This window comes from Streptomyces sp. NPDC047042 (assembly GCF_040644035.1).
In the GTDB taxonomy this organism is placed as follows: Bacteria; Actinomycetota; Actinomycetes; order Streptomycetales; family Streptomycetaceae; genus Streptomyces.
The window spans coordinates 37,384-63,891 of the sequence record NZ_JBEYVP010000050.1; the positions used below are offsets into that span (position 1 = coordinate 37,384).

The 26,508-nt window shown below is 70.9% G+C and carries 19 protein-coding genes; 13 read left to right on the forward strand and 6 right to left on the reverse strand.

What is annotated here, in order from left to right; all coding sequences use genetic code 11:
* The first annotated feature begins 354 nt into the window (after window positions 1-354).
* On the forward strand, window positions 355-519 hold the full coding sequence (locus ABZ855_RS41180) for a hypothetical protein (RefSeq protein WP_360816699.1): 165 nt from the start codon (window positions 355-357) through the stop codon (window positions 517-519).
* Between the two features lie 152 nt (window positions 520-671).
* Here the strand turns inward: ABZ855_RS41180 and ppdK are convergent, their stop codons facing one another.
* Entirely contained in the window at window positions 672-3,365 is a 2,694-nt protein-coding gene (gene ppdK, locus ABZ855_RS41185) for a pyruvate, phosphate dikinase (protein ID WP_360816702.1), read from the reverse strand.
* 505 nt (window positions 3,366-3,870) lie between these two features.
* The gene (locus tag ABZ855_RS41190; protein WP_360816705.1) at window positions 3,871-5,094 is read right to left on the reverse strand and encodes an ROK family protein; all 1,224 of its coding nucleotides are present in this window, start codon (window positions 5,092-5,094) and stop codon (window positions 3,871-3,873) included.
* Window positions 5,095-5,213: 119 nt separating this feature from the next.
* Between ABZ855_RS41190 and ABZ855_RS41195 the strand changes: the two genes are divergently transcribed.
* The 3 genes from ABZ855_RS41195 (at window position 5,214) to ABZ855_RS41205 (ending at window position 11,110) form a co-directional block, all read left to right on the forward strand.
* Window positions 5,214-6,770 carry a hypothetical protein gene (locus ABZ855_RS41195; RefSeq protein ID WP_360816708.1) on the forward strand — a complete coding sequence of 519 codons (1,557 nt, stop codon included), beginning with the start codon at window positions 5,214-5,216 and terminating at the stop codon, window positions 6,768-6,770.
* Window positions 6,767-8,704, forward strand: coding sequence for a glycogen debranching N-terminal domain-containing protein (locus tag ABZ855_RS41200; RefSeq protein ID WP_360816711.1), 1,938 nt, complete (start codon window positions 6,767-6,769; stop codon window positions 8,702-8,704). The genes ABZ855_RS41195 and ABZ855_RS41200 overlap by 4 nt, the downstream gene beginning before the upstream one ends.
* Before the next feature lie 180 nt (window positions 8,705-8,884).
* A complete protein-coding gene (locus ABZ855_RS41205) occupies window positions 8,885-11,110 on the forward strand; it encodes a CDP-alcohol phosphatidyltransferase (RefSeq protein WP_360816714.1) in 2,226 nt (741 codons plus the stop codon).
* Window positions 11,111-11,176: 66 nt separating this feature from the next.
* Here ABZ855_RS41205 and dusB read toward each other — a convergent pair whose 3' ends face one another.
* Window positions 11,177-12,331: a tRNA dihydrouridine synthase DusB gene (gene dusB / locus ABZ855_RS41210; RefSeq protein WP_360816717.1), complete on the reverse strand. Its 1,155-nt coding sequence runs from the start codon at window positions 12,329-12,331 to the stop codon at window positions 11,177-11,179.
* Between the two features lie 65 nt (window positions 12,332-12,396).
* On the opposite strand from dusB, the gene ABZ855_RS41215 reads away from it, so the two are divergent.
* The 3 genes from ABZ855_RS41215 (at window position 12,397) to ABZ855_RS41225 (ending at window position 17,640) form a co-directional block, all read left to right on the forward strand.
* Window positions 12,397-13,878, forward strand: a complete 1,482-nt coding sequence (locus tag ABZ855_RS41215) for an MFS transporter (protein ID WP_360816720.1) — start codon at window positions 12,397-12,399, stop codon at window positions 13,876-13,878.
* 115 nt (window positions 13,879-13,993) lie between these two features.
* Complete coding sequence (locus tag ABZ855_RS41220; RefSeq protein WP_360816723.1) at window positions 13,994-16,606, forward strand: LuxR C-terminal-related transcriptional regulator; 2,613 nt, start codon at window positions 13,994-13,996, stop codon at window positions 16,604-16,606.
* Window positions 16,607-16,692: 86 nt separating this feature from the next.
* On the forward strand, window positions 16,693-17,640 hold the full coding sequence (locus tag ABZ855_RS41225; protein WP_360816726.1) for a helix-turn-helix transcriptional regulator: 948 nt from the start codon (window positions 16,693-16,695) through the stop codon (window positions 17,638-17,640).
* 38 nt (window positions 17,641-17,678) lie between these two features.
* On the opposite strand, the gene ABZ855_RS41230 is transcribed toward ABZ855_RS41225, so the two are convergent.
* Together ABZ855_RS41230 and ABZ855_RS41235 are read right to left on the reverse strand one after the other, a co-directional pair.
* Window positions 17,679-18,536, reverse strand: coding sequence for an MEDS domain-containing protein (locus ABZ855_RS41230; RefSeq protein WP_360816729.1), 858 nt, complete (start codon window positions 18,534-18,536; stop codon window positions 17,679-17,681).
* A gap of 83 nt (window positions 18,537-18,619) precedes the next feature.
* The gene (locus tag ABZ855_RS41235) at window positions 18,620-19,501 is read right to left on the reverse strand and encodes a helix-turn-helix transcriptional regulator (RefSeq protein ID WP_360816777.1); all 882 of its coding nucleotides are present in this window, start codon (window positions 19,499-19,501) and stop codon (window positions 18,620-18,622) included.
* A 235-nt stretch (window positions 19,502-19,736) separates the two neighbouring features.
* Between ABZ855_RS41235 and ABZ855_RS41240 the strand changes: the two genes are divergently transcribed.
* Window positions 19,737-21,173, forward strand: a complete 1,437-nt coding sequence (locus ABZ855_RS41240; RefSeq protein ID WP_360816732.1) for an MFS transporter — start codon at window positions 19,737-19,739, stop codon at window positions 21,171-21,173.
* Between the two features lie 197 nt (window positions 21,174-21,370).
* Window positions 21,371-21,577: a hypothetical protein gene (locus ABZ855_RS41245; protein WP_319204693.1), complete on the forward strand. Its 207-nt coding sequence runs from the start codon at window positions 21,371-21,373 to the stop codon at window positions 21,575-21,577.
* Window positions 21,578-21,667: 90 nt separating this feature from the next.
* On the opposite strand, the gene ABZ855_RS41250 is transcribed toward ABZ855_RS41245, so the two are convergent.
* Complete coding sequence (locus ABZ855_RS41250) at window positions 21,668-23,050, reverse strand: glycine--tRNA ligase (protein ID WP_319204691.1); 1,383 nt, start codon at window positions 23,048-23,050, stop codon at window positions 21,668-21,670.
* A 219-nt stretch (window positions 23,051-23,269) separates the two neighbouring features.
* Between ABZ855_RS41250 and ABZ855_RS41255 the strand changes: the two genes are divergently transcribed.
* Genes ABZ855_RS41255 through ABZ855_RS41270 form a run of 4 tightly spaced genes read left to right on the forward strand, consistent with a single transcriptional unit; the run spans window position 23,270 to window position 26,428 of the window.
* Window positions 23,270-24,229, forward strand: a complete 960-nt coding sequence (locus tag ABZ855_RS41255; protein WP_360816736.1) for a zinc ABC transporter substrate-binding protein — start codon at window positions 23,270-23,272, stop codon at window positions 24,227-24,229.
* A 48-nt stretch (window positions 24,230-24,277) separates the two neighbouring features.
* A complete protein-coding gene (locus tag ABZ855_RS41260; RefSeq protein ID WP_360816739.1) occupies window positions 24,278-25,048 on the forward strand; it encodes a metal ABC transporter ATP-binding protein in 771 nt (256 codons plus the stop codon).
* A complete protein-coding gene (locus tag ABZ855_RS41265; RefSeq protein WP_360816742.1) occupies window positions 25,048-25,950 on the forward strand; it encodes a metal ABC transporter permease in 903 nt (300 codons plus the stop codon). Before ABZ855_RS41260 ends, ABZ855_RS41265 begins: the two co-directional genes overlap by 1 nt.
* Before the next feature lie 58 nt (window positions 25,951-26,008).
* The gene (locus tag ABZ855_RS41270) at window positions 26,009-26,428 is read left to right on the forward strand and encodes a transcriptional repressor (RefSeq protein WP_319204683.1); all 420 of its coding nucleotides are present in this window, start codon (window positions 26,009-26,011) and stop codon (window positions 26,426-26,428) included.
* The last annotated feature ends 80 nt before the right edge of the window (window positions 26,429-26,508 follow it).

Genomic DNA, 26,508 nt, shown 5'->3' on the forward strand with positions numbered 1-26,508 from the left:
CGACTAGTGCGCGTTCATGACAGAATTCGCCGTTCGACTTGGAGGGGTGGAGAAGTGGCTCGGTGCGCGGTCGGCCGAGGGCACTGCCTCGGGCCGGCCGGTGTCCTCGTCCTCCGCGGTCGTGCGGAAGACCGCCGAGCAGGTGATGAGCGACTTCCGGTTCGCCGCGGGGGACCTCGGTGGACAGCTGACCGTCACTCCTCTCGGCGAATGCACCATCTCCGCCGTCGCCCTCTCGCAGGATCCGATGGGCAAGGAAGAAGTGGTGCACGTCGTCCGTCGGCTGGAGGAGCGGGGGTGGCGGCTGGGCAGCGACATCTCAGTGGCGGAAGGCACGCTGGTCACCGTCGGCAAGTGGAGACCTTCGTGGGCGCTGGTCCGCTGCCCGAGCAGGCCAGGGCGCGGGCAGGTGCGAACACCAGCGGCCTCGCCCTCTCCGCCACGGGGGCGTGTGCCTCGCGACCGCCCGTACCCTCGTTCGAACCCCCGCTCCCGCCCACCCTGCCCGGCACGTCGTAGGCCGACGGGGGCCGCGCGGTCACCCGCGCCGATACGACAGAGAGGGCGGCACCCCCCGCACAGGGGTGCCGCCCTCTCTCTGTGCACCGGAGCCACCGGCAGGTCGGTGAGGGTCGGGGTGACCGACGACGGCTCCGGGGGTCAGTGTTCAGCTAGCGGTGGTCGCTCCCCGCCGAGGTGGAAGCCGCCCGGCCCGCCTCCAGCCTTGCCACCGGGATGCGGAACGGTGAGCAGCTGACGTAGTCCAGTCCCACCTCGTGGAAGAAGTGGACCGACTCCGGGTCGCCGCCGTGTTCGCCGCAGACGCCGAGTTTGAGGTCGGGGCGGGTGGCGCGGCCGGCCTCCGCGGCCAGTTTCACCAGGGAGCCGACGCCGTCCTTGTCGATCGTCTCGAACGGCGACACCCCGAAGATGCCCTTCTCCAGGTACGCCGTGAAGAACGAGGCCTCCACGTCGTCCCGGCTGAAGCCCCACACCGTCTGGGTGAGGTCGTTCGTACCGAAGGAGAAGAACTCCGCCGCCTCCGCGATCTGACCGGCGGTCAGCGCGGCGCGCGGGAGTTCGATCATCGTGCCGATCGACAGCTTGAGGGACACACCGGTCGCGGCCTCGACCTCCGCGACGACCTGGTCCGCCTCCTCGCGGACGATCTCCAGCTCCTGGACCGTCCCGACCAGCGGGATCATGATCTCGGCCCGCGGATCGCACTTGGCGTTCTTGCGTTCCGCCGCGGCCTCCGCGATGGCGCGGACCTGCATCGTGAACAGCCCGGGGATGACCAGACCGAGGCGTACGCCGCGCAGGCCGAGCATCGGGTTCTGCTCGTGCAGCCGGTGTACGGCCTGGAGCAGCCGCAGTTCGTTCTCGTGCGGCTCCTGGCGGGACTCCGCGAGGGCGACCCGCACCGACAGCTCGGTGATGTCGGGCAGGAACTCGTGCAGCGGCGGGTCGAGGAGCCGGACCGTCACCGGCAGGCCGTCCATCGCCGAGAACAGTTCGACGAAGTCCTGCTTCTGGAGGGGGAGCAGCTCCCTCAGGGACGCCTCGCGCTCGGCCTCCGTGTCGGCCAGGATAAGCCGTTCGACCAGCTCGCGGCGGTCGCCGAGGAACATGTGCTCCGTACGGCACAGCCCGATGCCCTGGGCGCCGAAGCGGCGTGCGCGCAGCGCGTCCTCGGCGTTGTCGGCGTTGGCGCGGACCCGCAGGCGGCGCTTGCGGTCGGCGAACGCCATGATCCGGTGGACGGCCTCGACGAGTTCGTCGGCGTCGTTGGCGCCGGCGTGCATCCGGCCCTCGAAGTACTCCACGACGGGGGACGGCACGACCGGGACCTCGCCCAGGTACACCTTGCCGCTCGACCCGTCGATGGAGATCAGGTCGCCCTCCTCCACGACGCGTCCGCCCGGCACGGTCATCCGGCGCCGCTTGGTGTCGACCTCCAGCTCCTCCGCGCCGCACACGCACGTCTTGCCCATGCCGCGTGCCACGACGGCCGCGTGGGACGTCTTGCCGCCACGGGAGGTCAGGATGCCCTCGGCGGCGATCATGCCGTCGAGGTCGTCGGGGTTGGTCTCCCGGCGGACCAGGATGACCTTCTCCCCCGAACGCGACCACTTCACGGCGGTGTACGAGTCGAAGACGGCCTTGCCGACCGCCGCGCCCGGCGAGGCGGCGATGCCACGGCCGACCGGGGCGACCTTGGCGTCCTCGTCGAACTTCGGGAACATCAGCTGGGCGAGCTGGGCGCCGGTGACGCGCTGGAGCGCCTCCGCCTCGTCGATGAGGCCCTGGTCGACGAGCTGCGTGGCGATCCGGAAGGCGGCGCCCGCCGTGCGCTTGCCGACGCGCGTCTGGAGCATCCACAACTGGCCGCGCTCGATGGTGAACTCGATGTCGCAGAGATCCTTGTAGTGGTTCTCCAGGGTCTCCATGATCTGCATCAGCTGGTCGTACGACTTCTTGTCGATCTGCTCCAGCTCGGCGAGCGGGACCGTGTTGCGGATGCCCGCCACGACGTCCTCGCCCTGCGCGTTCTGCAGGTAGTCGCCGTAGACGCCCTGGTGGCCGCTGGCGGGGTCGCGGGTGAACGCGACGCCGGTGCCCGAGTCGGGGCCGAGGTTGCCGAAGACCATCGAGCAGACGTTGACGGCCGTGCCGAGGTCGCCGGGGATGCGTTCCTGGCGGCGGTAGAGCTTCGCGCGGTCCGTGTTCCAGGAGTCGAACACCGCGTGGATCGCGAGGTCCATCTGCTCGCGCGGGTCCTGCGGGAAGTCGCGGCCCGCCTCGGTCTTGACGATCTTCTTGAACTTGGTGACCAGCTTCTTGAGGTCGGCTGCCTCGAGCTCCGTGTCGACCGTGACCTTCTTGGCCGTCTTCGCCGCGTCGAGCGCGTCCTCGAACAGCTCGCCCTCGACACCGAGGACCGTCTTGCCGAACATCTGGATGAGGCGGCGGTACGAGTCCCACGCGAAGCGCTCGTCGCCGGCCTGCTGGGCGAGACCCTGGACCGACTTGTCGGAGAGGCCGATGTTCAGCACCGTGTCCATCATGCCGGGCATGGAGAACTTCGCCCCGGAACGGACGGACACCAGGAGGGGATCGTCGGCCTGGCCGAGCTTCTTGCCCATCGTCGCTTCGAGGGCCGTGAGGTGCGCGCTGACCTCGTCCCGCAGCGCCGCCGGCTCCTCGCCGCTGTCGAGGTACGTCTTGCAGGCCTCGGTGGTGATCGTGAAGCCCGGAGGCACCGGCAGGCCCAGGTTGGTCATCTCGGCGAGGTTGGCACCTTTGCCGCCCAGAAGGTCCTTGAGGTCCTTGTTGCCCTCGGTGAAGTCGTAAACGAACTTCACGCCCTCAACGCTGTTGCCCGGCTGAGCTACGTGGGGATCTTTGTTTTCCGACACGGGTCCCAACTCCTTGAGGACGCGGTGGCTGCCCTGACGGCCAGGAACATACCCAGATCGAAGGCGTCTGGGTACGTCCACTTGCGCGTCATGCGCCTGTAACCATCCGTCCGCCAGCAGATCCAAAGTCAAGGCTTGGCAAGCACTGAGAGCGGTGTGTTTTCACTTCTTGAAGACGGTCATGGCTTCTTGGGCATTTTGTCGCTCAGATGAGCAGATCGCGACACGCCTGAGTTCTATCGATGAACGATCAAACGGTGGCACTGAGTGCCATCCTTTGAGAAGTGCAGCCGTCCATGATCCGCTCATCTGAGCGCAACCCCTATCAAGGGTGGCGAGAATCACGCACGAAAGAGCGCCCGGATTTCACCATGCGGACGCCGACGCGGACGGGAAACACCGCTGTCACAGGCCCCCGCCACAAGCCCCCGTCACCAGCCGCTCCAGCAGCTCAGACCCCCAGCGCCGTCAGCCGCTCCTCCGCCCGCTCGGGCGCGTACAGGTACTCGACCACCATCGCCCCGGCCCCCACCAGCCCCGCCCGCTCCCCCAGCCTCGACGTCACCACGTCCAGATGAGCGGTCGAGCGCGGCAGCGCCCGCTGGTACAGCAGCTCCCGTACGCCGGTCAGGAACGGCGTGCCCGCCAGGTCCCCCGCGATCATCAGCACGCCCGGGTTGAGCAGCGTCACCACCGTCGCCAGTACGTCCCCCACGCTCCGGCCCGCCTCCCGCGCGAGCGCGACCGCCCCCGGGTGCCCGGCGGCGAGCAGGTCCCGTACGTCCGAGCCGGACGCCGCCGGCACCCCGGTCTCGGCGAGCCGCCGGGCGACGGCGCCACCGCTCGCGACGGCGGCCAGACACCCGTACGAGCCGCACCGGCACAGCGCGTCGGCGCCCTGGGGGACGCGGATGTGCCCGATGTCCCCGGCGCCGCCGTCGATGCCCCGGAACACCGATCCGCCGACCACCACACCGGCCCCGATGCCCGTCGAGACCTTGACCAGGACGAACGCCGAGCAGTCGGGGTGTCCGGTGCGCTGCTCGCCGTACGCCATGAGGTTCGCGTCGTTGTCCACCAGGACCGGGACCTTCACCCCGGCGAGCTCGCCCGAGTGTTCGGCGAAGGCGCGGGCCAGCCGGGTTCTTATGTCGTAGCCGTCCCAGCCGGGCATGATCGGCGGCTGCACGACGCGGCCGGTGTCCGTGTCGACCGGGCCCGGTACCGCGAGGCCGATGCCGCAGACCTCGGACGGGCGATGGCCGGCCTTCGTCAGAAGCTCGGCGAACCAGCGGCCGAGTTCGCCGAGTACGACGTCGGGGCCGTCGTCGACGGCCAGCGCGCCCGAATGTTCCGCGAGGAGTTCACCCGTGAGGGTGAGAACGGCGGCGCGGGCATGACGCGTGTCGAGGTCGGCGGCGAGGACGACCGCGTGGGCGTCGTCGAACTCGAGGGTGATCGAGGGGCGACCGCCGAGCGGCGAGTCGACCGGACCCGAGGCGCCCTCGCGCAGCCAGCCCGCGCGGAACAGCCGGTCGAGCCGGTGGCCGACCGTCGCCCGTGAGAGGCCCGTCACCTGTTGCAGGGCACCGCGTGTCGTCGCCCGCCCGCTGCGTACCAGTTCGAGCAGATCTCCGGCGCTCGCCTGAGCGCGACCCGTCGTGCGGCCACTCATGCGCACCCCCTTGTGTTTCTCAAGCTTGCATTACATATTGAGTTATGCGTGTTAAATAGACGTAACTCTACGGTGGCTCGACCGAACCGGTCGGGCCGAACGTCTTCGGGGAGCCCCGAGTGGATCGCACTGCCCAGCTGACCTCCCGCGCCCGCCCCACGGCGCACTCCGTCGTATACGAAGCGGACGTTACGACACATTCGCAGCCCGCCTCCCACGCATCGCACGCCCTGTCCACCCGGCACGCGTCGCAAGCCCTGCACGTCAGGGCCGCCGAGGTGCTGGAGAGCAACTGGACCGGCACCTCGACGGTGCCCTCGCGCGGCCTGTATCCGCACCAGTGGTCCTGGGACTCCGCGTTCATCGCGATCGGCCTGCGTCATCTGTCGCCCCTGCGCGCGCAGACGGAGCTGGAGACGCTGCTCTCGGCCCAGTGGGGCGACGGACGCATCCCGCACATCGTCTTCAACCCTTCCGTCCCGCTCGACGCGTACTTCCCGAGCCCCGACTTCTGGCGCTCCTCGACCGCGGGGCGCGCTGCGGGCGCCCCGCGCACCGTACAGACGTCCGGCATCGTGCAGCCACCGGTGCACGCGCTGGCCGTCTGGCTGGTGCACCAGGCCGACCCCGGCCTGTCCCGGGCGCGCGGCTTCCTCGCCCGCGCCTACCCCCGGCTCGCCGCCTGGCACCGCTATCTGCTGCACCGGCGCGACCTGGGCGGGGGCGGCCTCGCGTCGGTCGTGCACCCCTGGGAACAGGGTATGGACAACAGCCCCTCCTGGGACGCCCCGCTCAGCCGCGTCACCCCGGCCCCGGCCCGCTCCTTCCGCCGCGCCGACCTCGACCACGGCGCCGCCGAGGACCGGCCGACGGATCTGGACTACGGGCGGTATGTGCGGCTGGCGGCGGACTACCGGGACGCGGGATACAGGGACGGGCTGGGCGGGGGCAGAGGGGCCGGGCTGGGCGGGGGCAGCGGGGCCGGCGCGAACGCGTTCGCCGTCGAGGACCCCTCCTTCAACGCGCTGCTGATCGCGTCGGAGCACGCGCTGGCGTCCATCGCCCACGAGCTGGGCGCGACGGGGACGGCCCGGCACGCGCGCGCGGAGCGCCTGACAACGGCCCTGGTGGAGCGGCTGTGGGACCCGGCGGAGGGCATGTTCTTCTGCCGCGACGTGGCGGGGGGCGCCGGGGGCGCACTCGTCCCCGAGCGCGGTGTGTCCGGGCTCATTCCCCTCCTCCTGCCCACGCTGCCCAGGGACATCGCCGCCGCCCTCGTCCGTACCGCGCGCGGGCCGCACTTCGAGGTCGGCGGCGCCGCCCGCCTCGTCCCGTCCTACGACCTGCTCGGCGAGGCCTTCGACCCGCACCGCTACTGGCGCGGGCCGGCCTGGTTCAACACGGGGTGGCTGGTGGAGCGCGGGCTGCGGCAGCACGGCGAGCGGGCGCACGCCGACGCACTGCGCACGGCGCTCCTGGAAACGGCCGACACCTCCGACTTCGCGGAGTACGTCGACCCGTACACCGGCGAGGCCTGCGGGGCGCTCGGCTTCGGCTGGACGGCCGCGCTCACCCTCGATCTGCTGCACCAACGCCCCGTCGACGACAGCGACTTCGACAGCGTCGACCTCGAGAACGTGTTCGGCATGAGTGACCAGGGAGGGGAACGGCGATGACGGACCGGCATCATCTGCTCGTGCACGGCGGGACGTTCGCGGCCGTCGGCGACAGCGGGGACATCAGCGGCGTACGCGGCGGCAGCAGCCCCGACGGGCTGTTCGTACGCGACGCACGGCACCTGAGCCGTTGGCAGCTCACCGTCGACGGCGCCGTGCCCGAGACGCTCAGCCCGGTCGCCGAAGGGGACACCGCGCGCTGTGTCCTCGTACCGCGCGGTGGCCGTCAGGAGCCGCCCGCCTACACGCTCTTCCGTGAACAGGCCGTCGCGGACGGCGCGTTCGTCGAGTCGCTGCGGGTGACCAGCAACCGTCCGGGGCCGACGACGGTCCGGATCGCGGTCACCGCCGACGCCGACTTCACCGACCAGTTCGAGCTGCGCTCCGACCACCGTACGTACGTCAAGTCCGGCGCCGTCCGCAGGCGCGAAGTCCTGGACGACGGCGTCGAGTTCAGCTACCGGCGCGGTGAGTGGCTGTCCTGTACGACGGTCACCGCTGAGCCCGCCCCCGACGGCGTCGAGGAGACCGGAACCGGCGCCCGACGCCTCGTCTGGACACTGGACCTGGAACCGCACGGTTCGGCGGAGCTGACGCTGCGGGTCGCGGCCCGCCCGCACGGGGCGACCACGGAACCGGCGGCCCCCGCCTCACCCTCCGCGGTCAGCGACCAACTCGCCGCCCTGGAGGAGGAGTTCGTCGAGGGCGTCGCCTTCCCCACCGGCTGGCCGGAGTTGGCGGCGGCCTGTGAACGCGGCCTCGCCGATCTGGCCTCCCTCCAGGTCCCGGCGACCGGCCCGGACGGCGAGGAGCTGCGCGTACCGGCCGGCGGCGCACCCTGGTTCCTCACCCTCCTCGGCCGCGACGCCCTCCTCACCTCGCTCTTCGCCCTCCCCTACCGCCCCCAGCTCGCCGCCGCCACCCTCCCGGCGCTCGCCGCGACCCAGGCGACGGAGGTCGGCGCGGACTCCGTGGCCCAGCCGGGCAAGATCGTGCACGAGGTCCGGCACGGCGAGCTGGCCCACTTCGGGCAGGTGCCGTACGGGCGTTACTACGGCTCGGTCGACGCGACCCCCCTCTTCCTCGTGCTCCTCGGCGCGTATGTCGAGCACACCGGCGACACGGCTCTCGCCCGCCGCCTGGAGGCCAACGCCCGCGCGGCGATCGGCTGGATGCTGGACCACGGCGGGCTGACGTCCCGCGGCTATCTGGTGTACCGGGCCGACCAGGGCGGCCTCGCCAACCAGAACTGGAAGGACTCCCCCGGCGCCATCTGCTGGGCCGACGGCACCCGCGCAAGCGGCCCGGTGATGGCGGCGGGGGCCCAGGGTTACGCGTACGACGCCCTGCGCCGCACGGCGTGGATCGCGCGCACGGTGTGGGAGGACGAGACCTACGCCGCCCTCCTCGAACAGGCGGCGGCCGACCTCCGGGACCGTTTCCAGCGGGACTTCTGGATGCCGGAGCACTCCTTCCCGGCCCTCGCCCTCGACGGTGAGGGCAACCAGGTCGACGCGCTGGCCTCCGACGCGGGCCATCTGCTCTGGTCGGGGCTGCTCGACAAGGAGTACGGCAAGAAGGTCGGCCGGCGCCTGGTCGAACCGGACTTCTTCTCCGGCTGGGGCGTACGGACGCTGGCGTCGGGCCAGCCCGCGTACCACCCCCTCTCCTACCACCGTGGCTCGGTCTGGCCGCACGACAACGCCCTGATCACGCTGGGCCTTTCGCGGTACGGCCTGCACGACGAGGCCCGCACGGTCGCCCACGCCCTCGTCGACGCGGCGACCGCCACCGGCCACCGTCTCCCCGAGGTCCTCGCCGGGTACGGCCGCGACACCCAGGCCGAACCGGTGCCGTACCCGCACGCGTGCGTACGGGAGTCCAGGTCGGCGGCGGCTCCATTGGCGCTGCTCACGGCGGTCGGGGGCGCCTGACAAGACGTACGGCGACACGTGTGGCCGGTTGCTTGGTGAGGCGTTTGCCCGGTGTTTGCCGGGTACTTGGGCGCAAAAGCTGAACGCAGGCCGAGGGCCCGCCGTACGGGATGGTGGCGGACCTCGGCTCCCGAGCCGACTCCGCCGCTCCCGCACGGGCTACACGGAAGGACCTTCGGGGTGCCTCTGTTCACGCGCACTACCCCATCAACGAACGAGCCCCCCGAGGCACCTTCAGCCGAAACACCATCCCCGAACCCGCCCGAGACGCACGAGACGGCGAAGCCGGCCAGCACGGCCAGCACGGCCAGCACGGCCAGCACGGCCAGCACGAACGACGCGCCCGACACGGCCGACACGGCCGACGCGCCCAACACGGCCGACACGGCCGACGCGCCCAACACGGCCGAGACGGACAGCGCGAACACGGCGGCCCGGGAATCCACTAAAGCAACCGACGCGGCCAGGACCCCCGAAACCACCGAGGCCACCGAGGCCACCGAGGCCACCGAGGCCACCGAGGCCACCGAGGCCACCGAGGCCACCGAGGCCGTCAACGCGGTTGAGGCCGTAAAGACCCCCGGTGGCGTCAAGCCCATCGAGGTTGTCGAGGCCGTCGAAACCACCGACGGCACCGAACCCACCGCCGGCACCGACAGCCCCGGCACCACCGACCCCGCCGAAGGCCCCGGCGACACCGGCGCGGCCACCGGCACCGGCACCGGCACCGGCACCGCCACCGAGGCGACCCCCAAGCCCAGCTGGCGCACCCGGTATCCCGTCGCCGCCCGTAATCTCGGCTGGGCGGGGACCGCCCTCTCCGCGCTGCTCGTTCTTGTCGCGCTTCAGCTGCCCGCCACCGCCGACCAGATCAAACTCTCGGAGTTCCTGCGGCTCCCGGCGGAGGCGATCGTCGCGGCCGTCGTGCTGCTCGCGATGCCCCGGCGTCCGCGAGTGATCACCGCGGCCTGCATCGGCGTCTTCCTCGGTGCGCTCACCGTGGTGAACCTCCTGGACATGGGCTACGTCGAGTTCCTGGGCCGGCACTTCAACGTGCTGGTCGACTGGGAGCTGCTGAGCGACGCGCAGTCGTACCTCACCGACTCGATAGGCGCGGTGGCCTCGATCGCCACCACCCTCGCTGTCATCGTGCTCGCGCTGCTCCTGCTCGTCGGCATGGGCTTCGCGACCGTGCGGCTCAGCAACCTGCTCGCCCGTCACAACGCCGGCGCCACCAGGGCCACACTGATCGCCGGCACGGTCTGGATCACGTGCATGTCCCTCGGGCTCACGAATTTCGGCGGCGCCCCGCTCGCCTCGAACCACGCCACCGCGATCGTCGAGTCGCATGTGCAGCGGGTGGGCAACACCATTCGCGACGAGGCGGTGTTCAGGAAGCTGGCGAAGAACGACCCGTTCGCGAAGACGCCTCCCAGCCAGCTGGTGCCGGACCTGCGCGGCAAGGACGTCATCTTCACGTTCATCGAGAGCTACGGCCGCAGCGCGATCGAGGACCCGATCATGTCCCCCGGCGTCGACGAGACGCTCGCCGCCAAGACCCAGGCGCTGACGGACGCCGGGTTCGCCGCGAAGAGCGGCTGGCTGACCTCGGCGACGTACGGCGGCAGCAGCTGGCTCGGCCACTCCACATTCCTGTCGGGCCTGTGGATCAGCACCCAGCAGCGCTATCGCACCCTCGTCAACAGCGACCGTCTCACCCTCCCCGAGGTGTTCCGGCGCACCGGGGACTTCAGGACGGTCGGGGTGATGCCGGGTGTGCAGAAGAGCTGGCCGGAGGCGAAGTTCTACGGCCTGGAGAAGAACTACGCGGCGAAGGATCTCGGCTACAAGGGACCGAAGTTCAGCTGGTCGACCATGCCGGACCAGTACACGATGGAGGCCTACCAGCGCCTGGAGCACGGCAGGAAGCAGGCCAAGCCTCTGATGTCGGAGATCATCCTGACGTCGAGCCACCAGCCTTGGGCGCCGCTGCCGAAGACGGTCCCGCAGGACCAGCTCGGCGACGGCAGCGTGTTCGACGCGATCCAGAAGGCGGGCAAGGACCCCAAGGACGTCCTCTACAACGCCCCGGAGGCCAAGGCGGAGTACGGCAAGTCGATCCAGTACTCGGTCACCAGCCTCATCGACTGGCTCACCCGGTACGGCACCGACAAGACCGTCCTGGTCTTCCTCGGCGACCACCAGCCCATCGCCCGGGTCAGCGGCAGCAACGCCAGCCGTGACGTGCCGGTGTCGGTCGTGGCCAAGGACCCGAAGATCCTGGACAAGATCGCCGACTGGAACTGGACGGACGGCCTGCGCCCGGCCCACGACGCCCCGGTCTGGAAGATGGACGCGTTCCGCGACAAGTTCCTGACGGCCTACGGCTCAACACCACACCCATAGGGGCGCGGGGAACTGCGCGACAAGCCACAACGAACCCGCAGACGAACACGCGCCCAACAACACCCCTCACCCCCCGGACGTGTCCAACTCCGCATCCTCACTCACGCCCGCACAGTCATACGGATCCTTCAGCCAACCGTCCGGCAACACCACCCGGTTGTTGCCCGACGTACGCCCACGCGGCCCGTCCGCCCCGACGGGCCACGGCTGGTCGAGTTCCAACTCGTCCAGACCGGCCCGGAGTTCGCCCAGCGACGACGTGATCGCGAGTCGCTTGCGCATCTCGGAGCCGACCGCGAACCCCTTCAGGTACCAGGCGACATGCTTGCGGAAGTCGATGACCCCGCGCGCCTCGTCCCCGATCCACTCCCCGAGCAACGTGGCATGCCGGACCATGACATCCGCGACCTCACGCAGGGACGGTCGCGCGATGTCATCCGTACGCCCCTCGAACGCCGCCACCAGGTCCGCGAACAGCCACGGCCGGCCCAGGCAGCCGCGGCCGACCACCACACCGTCGCAGCCGGTCTCCCGGACCATCCGCAGCGCGTCCTCGGCCGACCAGATGTCGCCGTTGCCGAGCACGGGGATCTCCGGCACGTGCTCCTTGAGGCGGGCGATGGCCTCCCAGTCCGCGGTGCCGCCGTAGTGCTGGGCGGCGGTGCGGCCGTGCAGCGCGATGGCCGTCACGCCCTCCTCCACCGCGATCCGGCCGGCGTCGAGGTAGGTGATGTGGTCGTCGTCGATGCCCTTGCGCATCTTCATCGTGACGGGGAGGTCCCCGGCGCCGGACACCGCCTCGCGCAGGATCGCGCGCAGCAGGTTGCGCTTGTAGGGGAGGGCCGAGCCGCCGCCCTTCCGCGTCACCTTGGGGACGGGGCACCCGAAGTTGAGGTCGATGTGGTCGGCGAGGCCCTCCTCCGCGATCATGCGGACGGCCTTGCCGACGGTCGCCGGGTCGACGCCGTACAGCTGGATCGAGCGCGGCTTCTCCGTCGCGTCGAAGCGGATCAGCTGCATGGTCTTCTCGTTGCGTTCGACCAGCGCTCGGGTCGTGATCATCTCGCTGACGAACAGGCCCTTGCCGCCGCTGAACTCCCTGCACAGGGTTCGGAAGGGCGCGTTCGTGATCCCCGCCATGGGGGCAAGGACGACGGGCGGCTGCACGGTGTGCGGGCCGATCCGGAGGAGGCCGGCGGGGGCGGTGACGGGCGTGGACATTGGGCCATTCTCGCCCACCGGACGGAGTACAGCCAAAGTCATTAGTTAGGCGTACTATGGACCGCATGTCCGAGCTGAGTCCCCGCCGCCGCATGCTCGTGCTGGCGATCTGCTGTATGAGCCTCCTGCTCGTCAGCCTCGACGTCACCGTGCTCAACGTCGCGCTGCCCGCCATGGAGAAGGATCTCGGCGCGAGCGTGGCCGGTATGCAGTGGGCGCTCGACGCCTACACGCTGGTGCTGGCCTCGCTGCTGATGCTGGCGGGCTCGACCGCCGACCGGATAGGCCGCCGCCGGGTCTTCCTGGCCGGGCTGGTGCTGTTCACGCTCGGCTCGGTGCTCTGCTCGCTCGCCCCGAACCTCGACTCGCTCATCGTCTTCCGCATGATCCAGGCGATCGGCGGCTCGATGCTCAACCCGGTCGCCATGTCGATCATCACCAACACCTTCACCGACCCGCGCGAGCGGGCCCGGGCGATCGGGGTGTGGGGCGGGGTGGTCGGCATCTCCATGGCCGCCGGCCCGATCATCGGCGGCCTGCTCGTGGACTCCGTCGGCTGGCGCTCCATCTTCTGGATCAACCTGCCGGTGGGCCTCGCCGCGCTCCTGCTGACCCTGCGGTACGTCCCCGAGTCCCGGGCGCCGAAGGCCCGCCGCCCCGACCCGGTCGGCCAGGTGCTGGTCATCGCGCTGCTCGGCTCGCTGACGTACGCGATCATCGAGGCCCCCAGCTCGTCACTCACCCACACGCTCACCTTCGGGGCGGTCACCGTGGCCGCGCTGCTGGCGCTGCTGTACTACGAGCCCCGGCGGGCCGAACCCCTCATCGACCTGCGGTTCTTCCGGTCGGTGCCGTTCAGTGGGGCGACCGTGATCGCGGTCAGCGCGTTCGCCGCGCTGAGCGGATTCCTGTTCCTGTCGACGCTGTATCTGCAGAACGTGCGGGGACTGTCCGCGCTGCACGCCGGTCTGTGGATGCTGCCGATGGCGGTGATGTGCCTCGTGTGCGCGCCGATATCCGGACGGCTGGTGGGCAGCCGGGGACCACGGTTCTCGCTGCTCATGGCGGGGGTCGCGATGACGGCGAGCGGCATCCTGTTCGCCGGGTTCGACGCGGAGTCGTCGAACGTGACACTGGTCGTGGCCTACTTCGTGTTCGGCCTCGGCTTCGGGTTCGTCAACGCGCCCATCACCAACACGGCCGTCTCGGGCATGCCCCGCTCGCAGGCCGGGGTGGCCGCCGCGGTCGCCTCCACCAGCCGTCAGACCGGCGGCACGCTCGGGGTCGCGGTGATCGGCGCGGTGCTGGCGTCGGGGATAGGGGCGGGCCCGTACAAGGAGGTGTTCGCCTCGGCGGCGCGGCCCGGGTGGTGGATCATCGCGGGCTGCGGTCTCGCCGTACTGGTGCTGGGTGCCGTCACGACCGGCGGCTGGGCCAAGCGGACGGCGGAGCGGGCCGCCGAACGCATGGCGGATGGCGAGGACGGCGCGAACGGGGGCGGGCAGAAGGGCGTGCGGGGTACGGCGGGGGCGCGCACCGCGGTGTGAGCCGTTGCTGTAACCCATTGCTGTCGATCACCGTTGATGATCACGCAAGGGCACCAGCAACTCGTCGAACTCGAAGAGGGCGTGGCCGATCGTGGGGGCAGCCGGGTCGCGGCGGATGGTCGGATTTCCCGTACCGGGAACGAGTTTCGTGGGCCGGCGCCATGAACTCGCGCAGGCCAGACGTCTGTTGGTGGCGACCCGCCTGCTGACTCTCACCGGTCCCGGCGGGGTCGGCAAGACCCGGCTGGCGGGACGGGTGGCGGAGGGTGCCGTACGGGGTTTCCCGGACGGGGCCCGGCTGGTGCCGCTGGCCGCCGTGCGGGACGGCGCGCTGGTGCCGCACGCCGTGGCGGACGCGCTCGGTATCCGTGACGAGGCGGGCCGGGCGCCGCTGGACACGGTCGTCGCGCATCTGCGCGACCGGCGGCTGCTGCTGGTCCTGGACAACTGCGAGCACGTGACGGCCGCCTGTACGTCGCTGGTGGCCTCGGTGCTCGCGGCGGCCGAGGGTGTCCGTGTGCTGGCCACCAGCCGCCACCGGCTCGGCCTCCCGGACGAGCGGTTGCTCGCGGTGACCCCGCTGGCCACCCCGCCCCCCGGAGGCAACCTGCCCCCCGGCGACGACCTGCCCGGGCCGGAGTTCCCTGCGCTGCGCCTGTTCGCCGACCGGGCGGCGGCCGTGGCGCCCGGCTTCGCGATCACCGACCGCAACCGGGCGGCCGTGGCCCGCCTCTGCCACCGCCTGGACGGTCTGCCGCTGGCCATCGAACTGGCGGCCGTACGGATGCACGCCCTGGGCGTGGAGCAACTGGACGAACGCCTCGGTGAGCGCCTCGGCGACCGTCCGGGCGCCCACTTCCGCCTCCTCACCTGCGGCAGCCCCGCCGCCCCACCCCGCCACCAGACCCTCCGCTCGGCCGTGGACTGGAGCCACGACCTGTGCACCCCGGCGGAACAGCTCGCCTGGGCCCGTCTGTCGGTCTTCACGGGCAGCTTCGACCTGGCGGGGGCGGAGGCGGTGTGCGGTGAGGTACGGGATGCCCTGCTCGGGCTGGTCGAGAAGTCCGTGCTGATCAGGGAGGCGGCGGGCAAGGGCGGAGGGGCCGGGGGCACCCGGTACCGGATGCTGGCTCTCCTGCGCGAGTACGGGCTGGAGAAGCTGGACGCGCTCGGGGCGGTCGGGGAGAGTCGGCGGCGGTTGTGCGCGCACTTCGTGCGGGTCGCGGAGGTGCACGAGCGGAGCTGGTTCGGCCCGGACCAGCCGGGCAAGCTGGCCGGGTTGCGCGCCGAGCACGACAATCTGCGCGCGGTGCTCGACTTCTGTCTCACCACCCCCGGCGAGTCACCGCGCGGGCTGCGCCTGGTCGGCAGCCTGTGGTTCTACTGGATCGCACGCGGCGCCTGGGCGGAGCTGCGGCACTGGTGGCAGCGACTGGCCCCGCGCGAGGGCCGACGCCCGGCACCCGAACTGACCCGGGCCCACTGGGCGGCAGCCCTGTTCCCCCTGGTCCGCAGCCGCACGAACGCGGTGCTGCTGTCAGGCGCTCCACACCCACCGACCTTGGCCGCACACGAAACCCCGGAGGTCAGACCCCTGACCGAGGTCCTGGGAATCCCCAGGGGGCCGACAGGACAGGCGAGGCACGCCGGTCGGACCGGCCAGAACCATCAGGCCGGGCTGGCCGAGCAGACCGAGCAGGACCGTCAGGCCGGGCAGGCCGAGCAGGCCGGGCAGGACCGTCAGGCCGAGCAGGCCGGGCAGGACCGTCAGGCCGAGCAGGCCGGGCAGGACCGTCAGGCCGAGCAGGCCGGGCAGGACCGTCAGGCCGAGCAGACCGAGCAGACCGAGCAGACCGAGCAGGCGACGTACGCCGGGCATGTCGGGCGGGCCGGGCATGTCCCCGGCCGCGCATCGCGCGGCGCCATTGAGGAGCCCTCCGACGAGCCCGCCAACGGGGCCCCCGAGGTGGGCCCCCGCGCCGGCCCTGAGGCTCACCCCACGGCCGACGAGAACCCCTTGCTCGCCTTCCACGTCCTCAGTCGGGTCGAACTGGCGACCACCCTCACCTTTCACGGCCGTCCGGAGCGTGCCGTCCCGCTGTGCGTGGAGGCTCTCGCCGTGTGCGAGGCGCACGGGGAGCAGTGGGTGCGCTCCTACGTCCTGGGCGCGCTCGCCACCGCCCGTTGGGCCCTGGGCGAGTACGAGGCCGCCGCCGAGAGCGCCCGGCGCTGCCTGCGGCTCCCGTACGTGGCCGGCGAGCCGCACGCCGTCGGCGGCACCCTGGAGATACTCGCCGTCGTCACCGCCGCCCGGGGCGACGCCGAGCGGGCGGCCGTACTGCGGGGCGCCGCGCAGCGCATCTGGTACGACCTCGGGCACGATCCCCTGGCCGGGCAGCGGCAGGCCCACGGACCGCCCGGTGACACCCCGTACGACGAAGCCCACCGGCGGGGTTACGAACTCTCCGTACGGGAAGCCCTCGCCTACGCACTCGGCGAGCCGCTCCGCCCCCGCCGCACCGCACCGCCGGTCCCCGACACCGGGCTCACCCGCCGCGAGTTCGAGGTGGCCGCGCTGATCGCGTCGGGCATGACCAACCGGCAGATCGCGGAACGGCTGGTCATCTCCCGGCGTACGGCCGAGGGGCATGCCGAGCGCATCCTCGCCAAGCTGGGATTCGCGGCCCGGAGCCAGGTGGCGGCCTGGTTCAGCGGCCTGCCCCGCTGACCGCGCCCATGAGTTCCACCGTCCGAGGTTATGGGGGGGTACAAGCTGGACCTCCCTCCGTCCGGCTCCGTGGCTACCGTGGAGGGATGGACCCTCGACCTGACAACCGCGACGACATCCGTGACTTCCTCGTCCGCCGCCGTGCCCAGCTCACCCCGGAGCAGGTCGGGCTGCCCGCCGGCGGCCGACGCCGGGTGCCGGGGCTGCGCCGCGAGGAGGTCGCGATTCTCGCCGGGGTGAGCACCGAGTGGTACACCCGCCTGGAGAAGGGTCACATCAGCGGCGTCTCCGAGGACGTCCTCGACGCGGTGGCCCGCACCCTGCAACTGGACGACGACGAACGCACCTACCTGTTCGACCTCGCCAGGGCCGCGCAGCCCAGCCCCGCGACCCGGCGCCGCCGCAAGGCCGTCGAGGTCCCGCCCCGAGTCCAGTGGCTGCTCGACTCCATGACCCTGTCCGCGGCCTACGTCACCAACGGCCGCCTGGACATGGTGGCCACCAACGCACTCGCCCGCGCCCTGTTCTCACCCATGTTCGCCAGCCACACCACGGACCGGCGCGGGCGGCCCAACTTCGCCCGGTTCTGGTTCCTCGACAAGGACTCCCGCGAGTTCGCGGACGACTGGAACAGCGCCGCCGACACCACCGCCGCGCTCCTGCGCGCCGAGGCCGGCCGCTACCCCGACGACAAGGCGCTGCGCGAACTCGTCGGAGAGCTGTCCACGGTCAGCGCCGAGTTCCGCACCCGGTGGGCCACCCACGACGTACGCATCCACCACAGCGGCGTCAAACATCTCCACCACCCCGACGCCGGCCCCCTGGAACTGACCTATCAGCCCCTGGACCTGCCCATCTCCGCCCGCGAGGCGCACTCCCTGGTCATCTACACCGCCGAGCCGGGTACCCCCCACGAAGACCGGCTCAAGCTCCTCGCCAGCTGGGCGGCCACCCCGGCCGGGCAGCAGGACACGGACACAGCCGACTCATCGGCCACGTCAGCCACCCGTGCACCGGGAAGGCCCGGATCGTAGCCACCCAGGAACCCCGCCCACGCCGGATCCCGCGACGACTACTCCCACCCCTCCCCCTCCCCCTCCCCCTCCGTCTCCGTGCGGAGCCGCAACTGCCGTACGTCGTCGGAGCCGAGGCCCCGGAACACCGCTTCGAGGATCGGTCCGCAGCGGACGTCGAGGGTGTCGCCGTCCGGCAATTCCCGGGCGAAGCGGACGAGTTGCCAGGCGGTGTGGGCCTCCATGTAGCACAGGTCGGTCAGATCGAGTGAGTAGCGCAGCGGGGAGGCGTCGTCGGTGCGGGTCACCTCGAGCGCGTCGAGGTGGGTCATCACCTGGAGCGGGTGGACCGTCCGCATGGCGGCCACCAGGTGGTCGGCGTACTGGTGACGGCTGTACCAGCACATCGCGGTGAGGCGCGGATCCACGAACAGCGGCTCCATGAAGGCCTCGTAGTCGAGCAGTTGGGCGTCACTGACCCCGGCGCGCTTCCCCCAGGCCATGTCGGCCCCGACCCGCAGCCCGGTCCGCCCTTCCATCCGAGCCCGCTCCAACTCGGCGGAGTAGAGCCGGAATTGGCGCTCCCTGGAGAAGCGTCCGTCGGGGACGTACACGGCGGTGTTGCGCACGATCTCCAACTGGCCGCTCCGCCGAGCCTCTTCGGCCTGGCCGGTGCCGGTGTCGAGGCGGGCGAGGGCGTCGTCGTCGCCGACGTCGGCCGGGTCGAGGACGACCATCACCTTCTCGCCGCGGGTCAGTCCGGTGCGGGTGTAGGCGGTCAGCACCTGCCAGTGCGCCTGGGCGTCGGGCACGTCGAGGCAGGCGTGGTCGCCGGGGCGCAGCGCCCCCACGGGGACGCCACGGGCGGTCGTGGGCGCGGACTCGTGGGGATGACCGTGCCGCGTGTGTTCCGTCATCGAGGGCGCCTTCCCGGGGGCTGGTGATCAATCCGATCAACTAACTCCCTGACGACGGGAGGGAAACGCCTGCGGGCGGGCGATCAGCCGCTGCCGCTTTCCGACCACCCTCCGGCCACAGCCATCGCGTGAAGCCTCTCCAGGCGTTCGCGCGTCTCCTCGTCCTTCGGGACCAGCGTCACCAGGCGGGTGCCCGACTCCGGGGCGAGCCAGAGGTCGGTGTGGTCGACGGTGAGCAGGCCGACGTACGGGTTGCGGAACTGCTTGGTCTTGCCGCGGGCGCTGACCACTTCGTACCGCTCCCAGATCGCGCAGAACTCCGGGGACTCCGTGCGCAGCCGCTTCAGCATCAACTTCCAGGCGGGGTCGCCGAGATGGGCGGCCTGCTGGACCCGCAGCTTGGCCGCCATCACGCGCATCGTCTCCTCGAGCAGGACGACCGACGACCGCCATTCCTCGTTCGTGTAGACGAGCAGCATGAGGTTGCGGTCCTCGGGCGGTACGGCGTCCAGGTTGCCCATGAGACGGCTGTAGGTGCGGTTGTACGCCTGGATGTCGTACCGGCTGTTCTGGATGCAGGCCGGGATGGGGTCGAGGGCGCGCAGCAGTTCACGCAGGGCGGGGGTGACCGTCGGGCAGACGGCCGCCGGGGTCGGGTCGACGGCTCCGGCCAGCTGGAAGAGGTGGGCGCGTTCGCTCGCGTCGAGGAGGAGGGTGCGGGCCAGGGCGTCGAGTACCTGTTCGGAGACCTGGATCGCGCGCGCCTGTTCGAGCCATGTGTACCAGGTGACGCCGACCGCGGAGAGCTGGGCGACCTCCTCGCGGCGCAGGCCCGGCGTACGGCGGCGCCTGCCGCGCGGCAGGCCGACCTGCTCCGGGGAGATGCGTTCGCGGCGGCTGCGCAGGAAGACGGCGAGCTCGTGGCGCCGGATCTCCGAGCCGCGCCCGCCTGCGCCGGACCGCAGCCGGGCAGCGCTTTCCCCGGCGGGGTCGACAGTGGTCGCGGTCGGGGGTTGCGTCGCGGTCGGGGGTTGCGTCGCGGTCGGAGGGTGCGTCACGGTCGTGGGACGGGTCGCGGTCGGGGGGTGCGTCGTGGTCACCTGTCCACTGTCCCTCCACGCCGACCCTGTTTCCAGGTAGTCCTGGTACCAGGATAAGGACACTCTGGTACCACCCTCGGGGGAGGCGAATGCTGGTCGCGTGACCAATACCAGCGCTTCACCCACCGTCGCCGCCATCCGCTCCCCCGCCGGGTCGCCCGTACTCGGCGGTCCGGGCCTGTTCACCGTGCTGCTCGGCGCGGCACTCCCCCTCATCGACTTCTTCATCGTCAACGTCGCCCTGCCCACCATCGGCCGGGATCTCTCGGCGAGCGAGGCCGTCCTCGAACTGGTGGTCGCCGGGTACGGGGTCTCGTACGCCGTCCTGCTCGTCCTCGGCGGGCGGCTCGGCGACCTCTTCGGCCGGCGTCGGCTCTTCCTGGCCGGCATGGCGGCCTTCGGCGTCACCTCGCTGGCCTGCGGTCTCGCGCCCACCGCCTGGACCCTGGTGGCCGCCCGGATCGCGCAGGGCGCGGCCTCGGCGGCGATGCTGCCGCAGGTGCTCGCCACGATCCAGTCGGCGACGGCGGGCCCCCGCCGCGCACGGGCCATGGGCCTGTACGGCGCGACGGCGGGCCTGTCGATGGTGGCGGGCCAGATCCTCGGCGGCGTACTCGTGGCCGCCGACATCGCGGGCACGGGCTGGCGCTCGGTGTTCCTGGTGAACGTGCCGGTGGTGCTGCTCGGCCTGTTCCTCGCCGCCCGGACGGTCCCGGAGACCCGCTCCGCGCACCCGGAACCGGTGGACGTCCCCGGCACGCTCCTCCTCGCGGTGTCCCTGATCACGCTGCTCGCCCCGCTCACCGAGGGCCGCGCGGCCGGCTGGCCCCTGTGGACCTGGCTGTCGCTGGCCGCCTTCCCGTTCGCCGCGGCGGCGTTCTACGCGGTGGAACGCGGCGCGGACCGCAAGGGCCGCACCCCTCTCGTACCGCCGACCCTCTTCGCCCTGCCCTCGCTGCGTCGGGGCCTGGTGATGATGGTGCCGTTCTCGATCGGCTTCAGCGGGTTCATGTTCGTGATCGCGGTGGCCCTGCAGCAGGGTGCGCGACTCGGGCCGGTGCAGGCGGGGCTGGCGCTGGCCCCGATGGCGGTGACGTTCTTCTGCGTCTCCCTCGCCGGGCCGCGCCTGGTGGCCAAGTACGGCACCCGGGTCGTCACGGTCGGTGGCGTGATCCAGGGAGTCGGGGTGGCCCTCATCGCCCTCACCGTGTGGCGTTCGTGGCCCGACCTGGGGTGGGTGGAGCTGCTGCCGGGAGCGGCGGTCGCGGGCGCCGGCCAGGCGCTTCAGCTGCCGGTCCTCTTCCGGGTCGTCCTCTCGGAGATCGAGCCGGCCCGGGCGGGTGTGGGCAGCGGGGTCATGGTCACCACTCAGCAGTCCGCTCTGGCGCTGGGGGTGGCGACGCTGGGCACGCTGTTTCTGTCCTTGGCGCCGGGGATGGGGATGCGGGGAGCGTTGGTGACGACGTTGGTGGTGCAGGTGGGTGGGGTTGTTCTGACGACGCTGCTGAGTCTGCGGTTGCCGCGGAGGATTGTCTGAGGGTTGGCCTCCGGCCGGGTGTGCTGTCGGGTGCGGGTGCCTTGTGGCTTGTCGCGCAGTTCCCCGCGCCCCTGGGGGAGCGCCCCTTCGGGGCTGCTCCCCCAGGCTCAACTCTTCACACGGCCGCCCCCTGTTGATGTTGCTGTTGCTGCACACTCCTAGCTGCACGCATCCATCAACTGGACGGCGGAGAGGTCATGTTGCAGATCAACGCGAGCAAAGTGAGCCGCTGGGACCAGCACGGACGCGAACACGTCGTCCACGTCCAACGCACCGGCGCACAGCGGGTCATGAACTGCGACACCTGCGGCTGGCGCAAGAAGGTGCAGTTCCTGCCGTGGCTGAAGGCAGAGGAACACCTCGCCGAGGAGCATCAGGCGACAGTGGACCCGAAAGCCGGCTGACCGGGCTCCCCCGCGCCCCTCAAGGGGCGCGGGGAACTGCGCGACCAGCCCCCACCGGACGCGCACCCGACAACGAACCCGCAGCAGCGCCTAGCAGCCGATGAGCCGCTGAGCCAGGTACCCCTCGATCTGGTCCAGCGACACGCGCTCCTGCTTCATCGTGTCCCGCTCGCGAACCGTGACCGCGTTGTCGTCCAGCGTGTCGAAGTCGACGGTCACGCAGAACGGCGTACCGATCTCGTCCTGGCGCCGGTAGCGGCGGCCGATCGCGCCCGCGTCGTCGAACTCGATGTTCCAGTTCTGGCGCAGGGCGGTCGCCAGGCCCTTGGCCTTCGGGGACAGCTCGGGGTTGCGGGACAGCGGCAGGACGGCGACCTTGACCGGCGCGAGGCGCGGGTCGAGACGCAGCACCGTGCGCTTCTCCATCTTGCCCTTGGCGTTGGGCGCCTCGTCCTCGAAGTAGGCGTCGAGGAGGAACGCCAGCATCGCGCGGCCGACACCGGCGGCGGGCTCGATGACGTACGGCGTGTAGCGCTCGCCGGCCTCCTGGTCGAAGTAGGAGAGGTCCTGGCCGGAGGCCTTGGCGTGGGCGGAGAGGTCGTAGTCCGTGCGGTTGGCGACGCCCTCCAGCTCACCCCACTCGTTGCCGCCGAACTGGAAGCGGTACTCGATGTCGGCGGTGCGCTTGGAGTAGTGCGAGAGCTTCTCGGCCGGGTGGTCGTACCAGCGCATGTTCTCCTCGCGGAGGCCGAGGCCGGTGTACCAGTTCCAGCGCTCCTGCATCCAGAACTCCTGCCACTTCTCGTCCTCGCCCGGCTTGACGAAGAACTCCATCTCCATCTGCTCGAACTCACGGGTGCGGAAGATGAAGTTGCCGGGCGTGATCTCGTTGCGGAACGACTTGCCCATCTGGGCGATGCCGAACGGCGGCTTGCGGCGCGAAGTGGTCTGCACCTGGGAGAAGTTGGTGAAGATGCCCTGGGCGGTCTCGGGGCGCAGGTAGGCGACCGAGCCGGAGTCCTGGGTCGGGCCGAGGTGCGTCGACAGCAGACCGGAGAACTGCTTGGGCTCGGTGAACTGGCCCTTGTTGCCGCAGTTGGGGCAGTTGATGTCGGCGAGGCCGTTGGCGGGCGTACGGCCGTGCTTGGCCTCGTACGCCTCCTCCAGGTGGTCGGCGCGGTAGCGCTTGTGACAGGAGGTGCACTCGGTGAGCGGGTCGGAGAAGGTCGCGACGTGGCCGGAGGCCACCCAGACCTCGGAGGCCAGGATCACGGACGAGTCGATGCCGACGACGTCCTCGCGCGACGTCACCATGTAGCGCCACCACTGGCGCTTGAGGTTCTCCTTGAGCTCGACACCCAGCGGCCCGTAGTCCCAGGCGGCGCGCTGGCCGCCGTAGATCTCACTGCACGGGAATACGAAGCCACGGCGCTTGCTCAGGCTGACGATGGTGTCGATCTTGTCGGCGGCCACGGTGCTCTCTTCATTACGACGATTACGACGACGGGCGATGAAGCGGACGCGTTCCGGACGGGCGGAAGCGATGCGCTTCAGAGCGAATGACTCAGGTTACCGGCGGGGCCCGCCCCCCAATCAAATCGGTTCCGGTAGTGGGGTCTGCAGTGGGGCCCGCACCTGCCCCAAAAGCCCGCTTGTTGACAATCGTTTCCAGAATCATTGAAAATGACTGTCATGAACGTACGACGACTCATATCGGGCACCGCGATCGCGGCGGCCACCGCGCTCGGGCTCGGCGCCCTGTCCGCCTGTTCCTCGGATTCGAGCGCCGCCGACGGGAACAGTGGCGGAAAGCTCGACGTCGTGGCGTCGTTCTATCCGATGCAGTACCTCGCGGAGCAGATAGGCGGCGGCCATGTCTCCGTCACCACGCTGACCGAGCCCGGCCAGGAGCCGCACGACCTCGAGATCAGCGCCAAGCAGACCGTCGACCTGCAGAAGGCCGACGCGGTCCTGTATCTCAAGGGCCTCCAGCCCGCCGTCGACGAGGCGGTGGCGCAGTCCGAGGCGAAGACGAAGATCGACGCGGCGACCCTCACCACCCTCGAGAAGCACGGCGACACCGCACACAGCCACGAGGGTGAGGAAGCGCACTCCGACGAGGAGGCCTCCGGCCTCGACCCGCACGTCTGGCTCGACCCGGTGAAGTACGCCGAGATCGCCGACGGTGTGAGCGCCGCCTTCCAGAAGGCCGATCCGGCCAACGCGGCGGAATACAAGAAGAACGCCGCGACGTTGACCGCGAAGCTGAACTCGCTCAACACCTCGTTCGAGGACGGCCTGAAGAACACCGCGACGAAGGTGTTCTTCACCAACCACGCGGCCTTCGGCTACCTTGCCGAGCGCTACGGCCTGACCCAGGAGGCCATCGCCGGTGTCGACCCGGAGAGCGAGCCGAGCGCCGCGCGGATGAAGGAGCTTCAGCAGGAGGCGAAGGCGGACGGAGTGACCACGGTCTTCTACGAGACACTGGTCTCCGACAAGACCGCGAAGACCCTCGCCGACGACGCGAACCTCCGCACGGACGTCCTCGACCCGCTCGAGGGCATCACGGAGAAGTCCCGGGGCACCGACTACATCGCGGTCATGCAGGCCAACCTCAAGGCGCTGCGGACGGCGCTGGGCGCCAAATAGCGCCAGAGACACAAGTGACACAGCAGTGACACAGCGGAGGTACCACGCATGAGCAGCGAGCCGGTCATTTCCCTGCGCGGCGTACGCGCCGAGCTGGGCGCACGCCCGGTCCTGCGGGGGATCGACCTCACCGTGGGCCGCGGTGAGGTCGTCGCGCTGCTCGGCGCGAACGGCTCGGGCAAGTCGACCGCGATCCGCACGGTCATCGGCCAAGTCCCGGTCAGCGCGGGCGAGATCGAGCTGTTCGGCGTACCCCGGCGCCGCTTCACGGACTGGCGGCGCGTGGGCTACGTACCGCAGCGGACGACCGCGGCCGGTGGGGTGCCGGCGACGATCACGGAGATCGTCGCGTCGGGCCGCCTCTCCCGCGCCCGCTTCGGCATGCTCCGCAAGGCCGACCACGAGGCCGTACGGCGGGCCATCGGCCTCGTGGGGCTCGCGGACCGCGCGAAGGACTCGGTGAACGCCCTGTCGGGCGGTCAGCACCAGCGCGTACTGATCGCCCGCGCCCTCGCCGCCGAACCCGAGCTGCTGATCATGGACGAGCCGATGGCGGGCGTCGACCTGGCGAGCCAGGAGGTGCTGGCGCGGACGCTGCGGGAGCAGGTCGCGGCCGGGGTGACGGTCCTGCTCGTGCTGCACGAACTCGGGCCGCTGGAGCCGCTGATCGACCGGGCCGTCGTCCTGCGCGACGGCTGCGTCCTGCACGACGGCCCGCCCCCGCGGGCGGTCGGACAGCACGCGCTGCCCGGCCACGACCACGTACACCCGCACGCGGCTCACGACGCCGAACCGATCCGGACGGGACTGCTGAGCTGATGGACTTCCTCGACTACGCCTTCATGCAGCGGGCCCTGCTGGCCGCCGTGCTCGTCGGCATCACGGCCCCCGCGATCGGTATCTACCTGGTCCAGCGCAGGCAGGCGCTGATGGGCGACGGTATCGGCCATGTCGCGATGACCGGCGTCGGCCTCGGCTTCCTGCTGAACACCTCGCCGGTGTGGATGGCGACGGGCGTCGCCGTCGTCGGCGCGGTGATGATGGAACTCATCCGCTGGTACGGCAGGACACGCGGCGACATCGCCCTCGCGATGCTCTTCTACGGCGGTATGGCCGGCGGCGTGATGTTCATCAACCTCGCGCCGACCGGCTCGAACGCCAACCTGACCTCGTATCTGTTCGGGTCGCTCTCGACGGTGAGCGAGTCGGACGTGACGGCGATCTGTCTGCTCGCGGCGTTCGTGGTGCTGGTCACCCTCGGTCTGCGCCGGCAGCTCTTCGCGGTCAGCCAGGACGAGGAGTTCGCCCGGGTGACCGGTCTGCCGGTCCGGGCACTCAACCTCCTCACGGCGGTCACGGCGGCGATCACGGTGACGGTCGCGATGCGCGTGGTGGGATTGCTGCTGGTCAGCGCCCTGATGGTGGTGCCGGTGGCGGCGGCCCAGCAGCTGAGCCGGAGCTTCGCGGCGACGTTCGCCATCGCGGTGGCGATCGGGGTGTCCGTGACGATCGGCGGGACGGTGACCTCGTACTACCAGGATGTGCCGCCCGGTGCGACGATCGTGCTGCTGACCATCGGCGCGTTCATCGCCCTGACCGCGCTGGCGACGCCGCTGGCCCGCCGCCGGGCGCGGGCCGCTGCCGCAGCGCAGAGTGCCGGGGACCCTGCGGAGTGTGTCATTCCGGCCAGCAGGGAAGCCGCCGACAACGCGGGCGTCTGACCCCGCGCTGTCCGGGCTGGCACAATGGCCCGGCAAGCGCAGACGTGAGGAGACAACGGTGACGACGGCCGGCCCGCCCGTCAAGGGACGATCCACCCGCCAGCGTGCCGCTGTGGCGGCGGCGCTGGACCAGGTCGACGAGTTCCGCAGTGCCCAGGAACTCCACGACATGCTCAAGCACAAGGGCGACTCGGTCGGCCTGACGACCGTCTACCGCACACTGCAGTCCCTGGCGGACGCCGGTGAGGTGGATGTCCTGCGGACGTCGGACGGGGAGTCGGTGTACCGGCGCTGCTCGACCGGTGACCATCACCATCATCTTGTCTGCCGGGTGTGCGGCAAGGCTGTGGAGGTGGAGGGGCCCGCGGTGGAGAAGTGGGCTGAGGGGATCGCATTGGAGCACGGGTTTGTGAACGTGGCTCATACGGTGGAGATTTTTGGGACCTGTGCGGAGTGCTCTGCGGTTGGGCAGGAGTAGGTTCCGTTCAGTGTTTTCTGCGGGTGCGTTGGGGCTTGTCGCGCAGTTCCCCGCGCCCCTATACAGCTCGCGTCCGATAG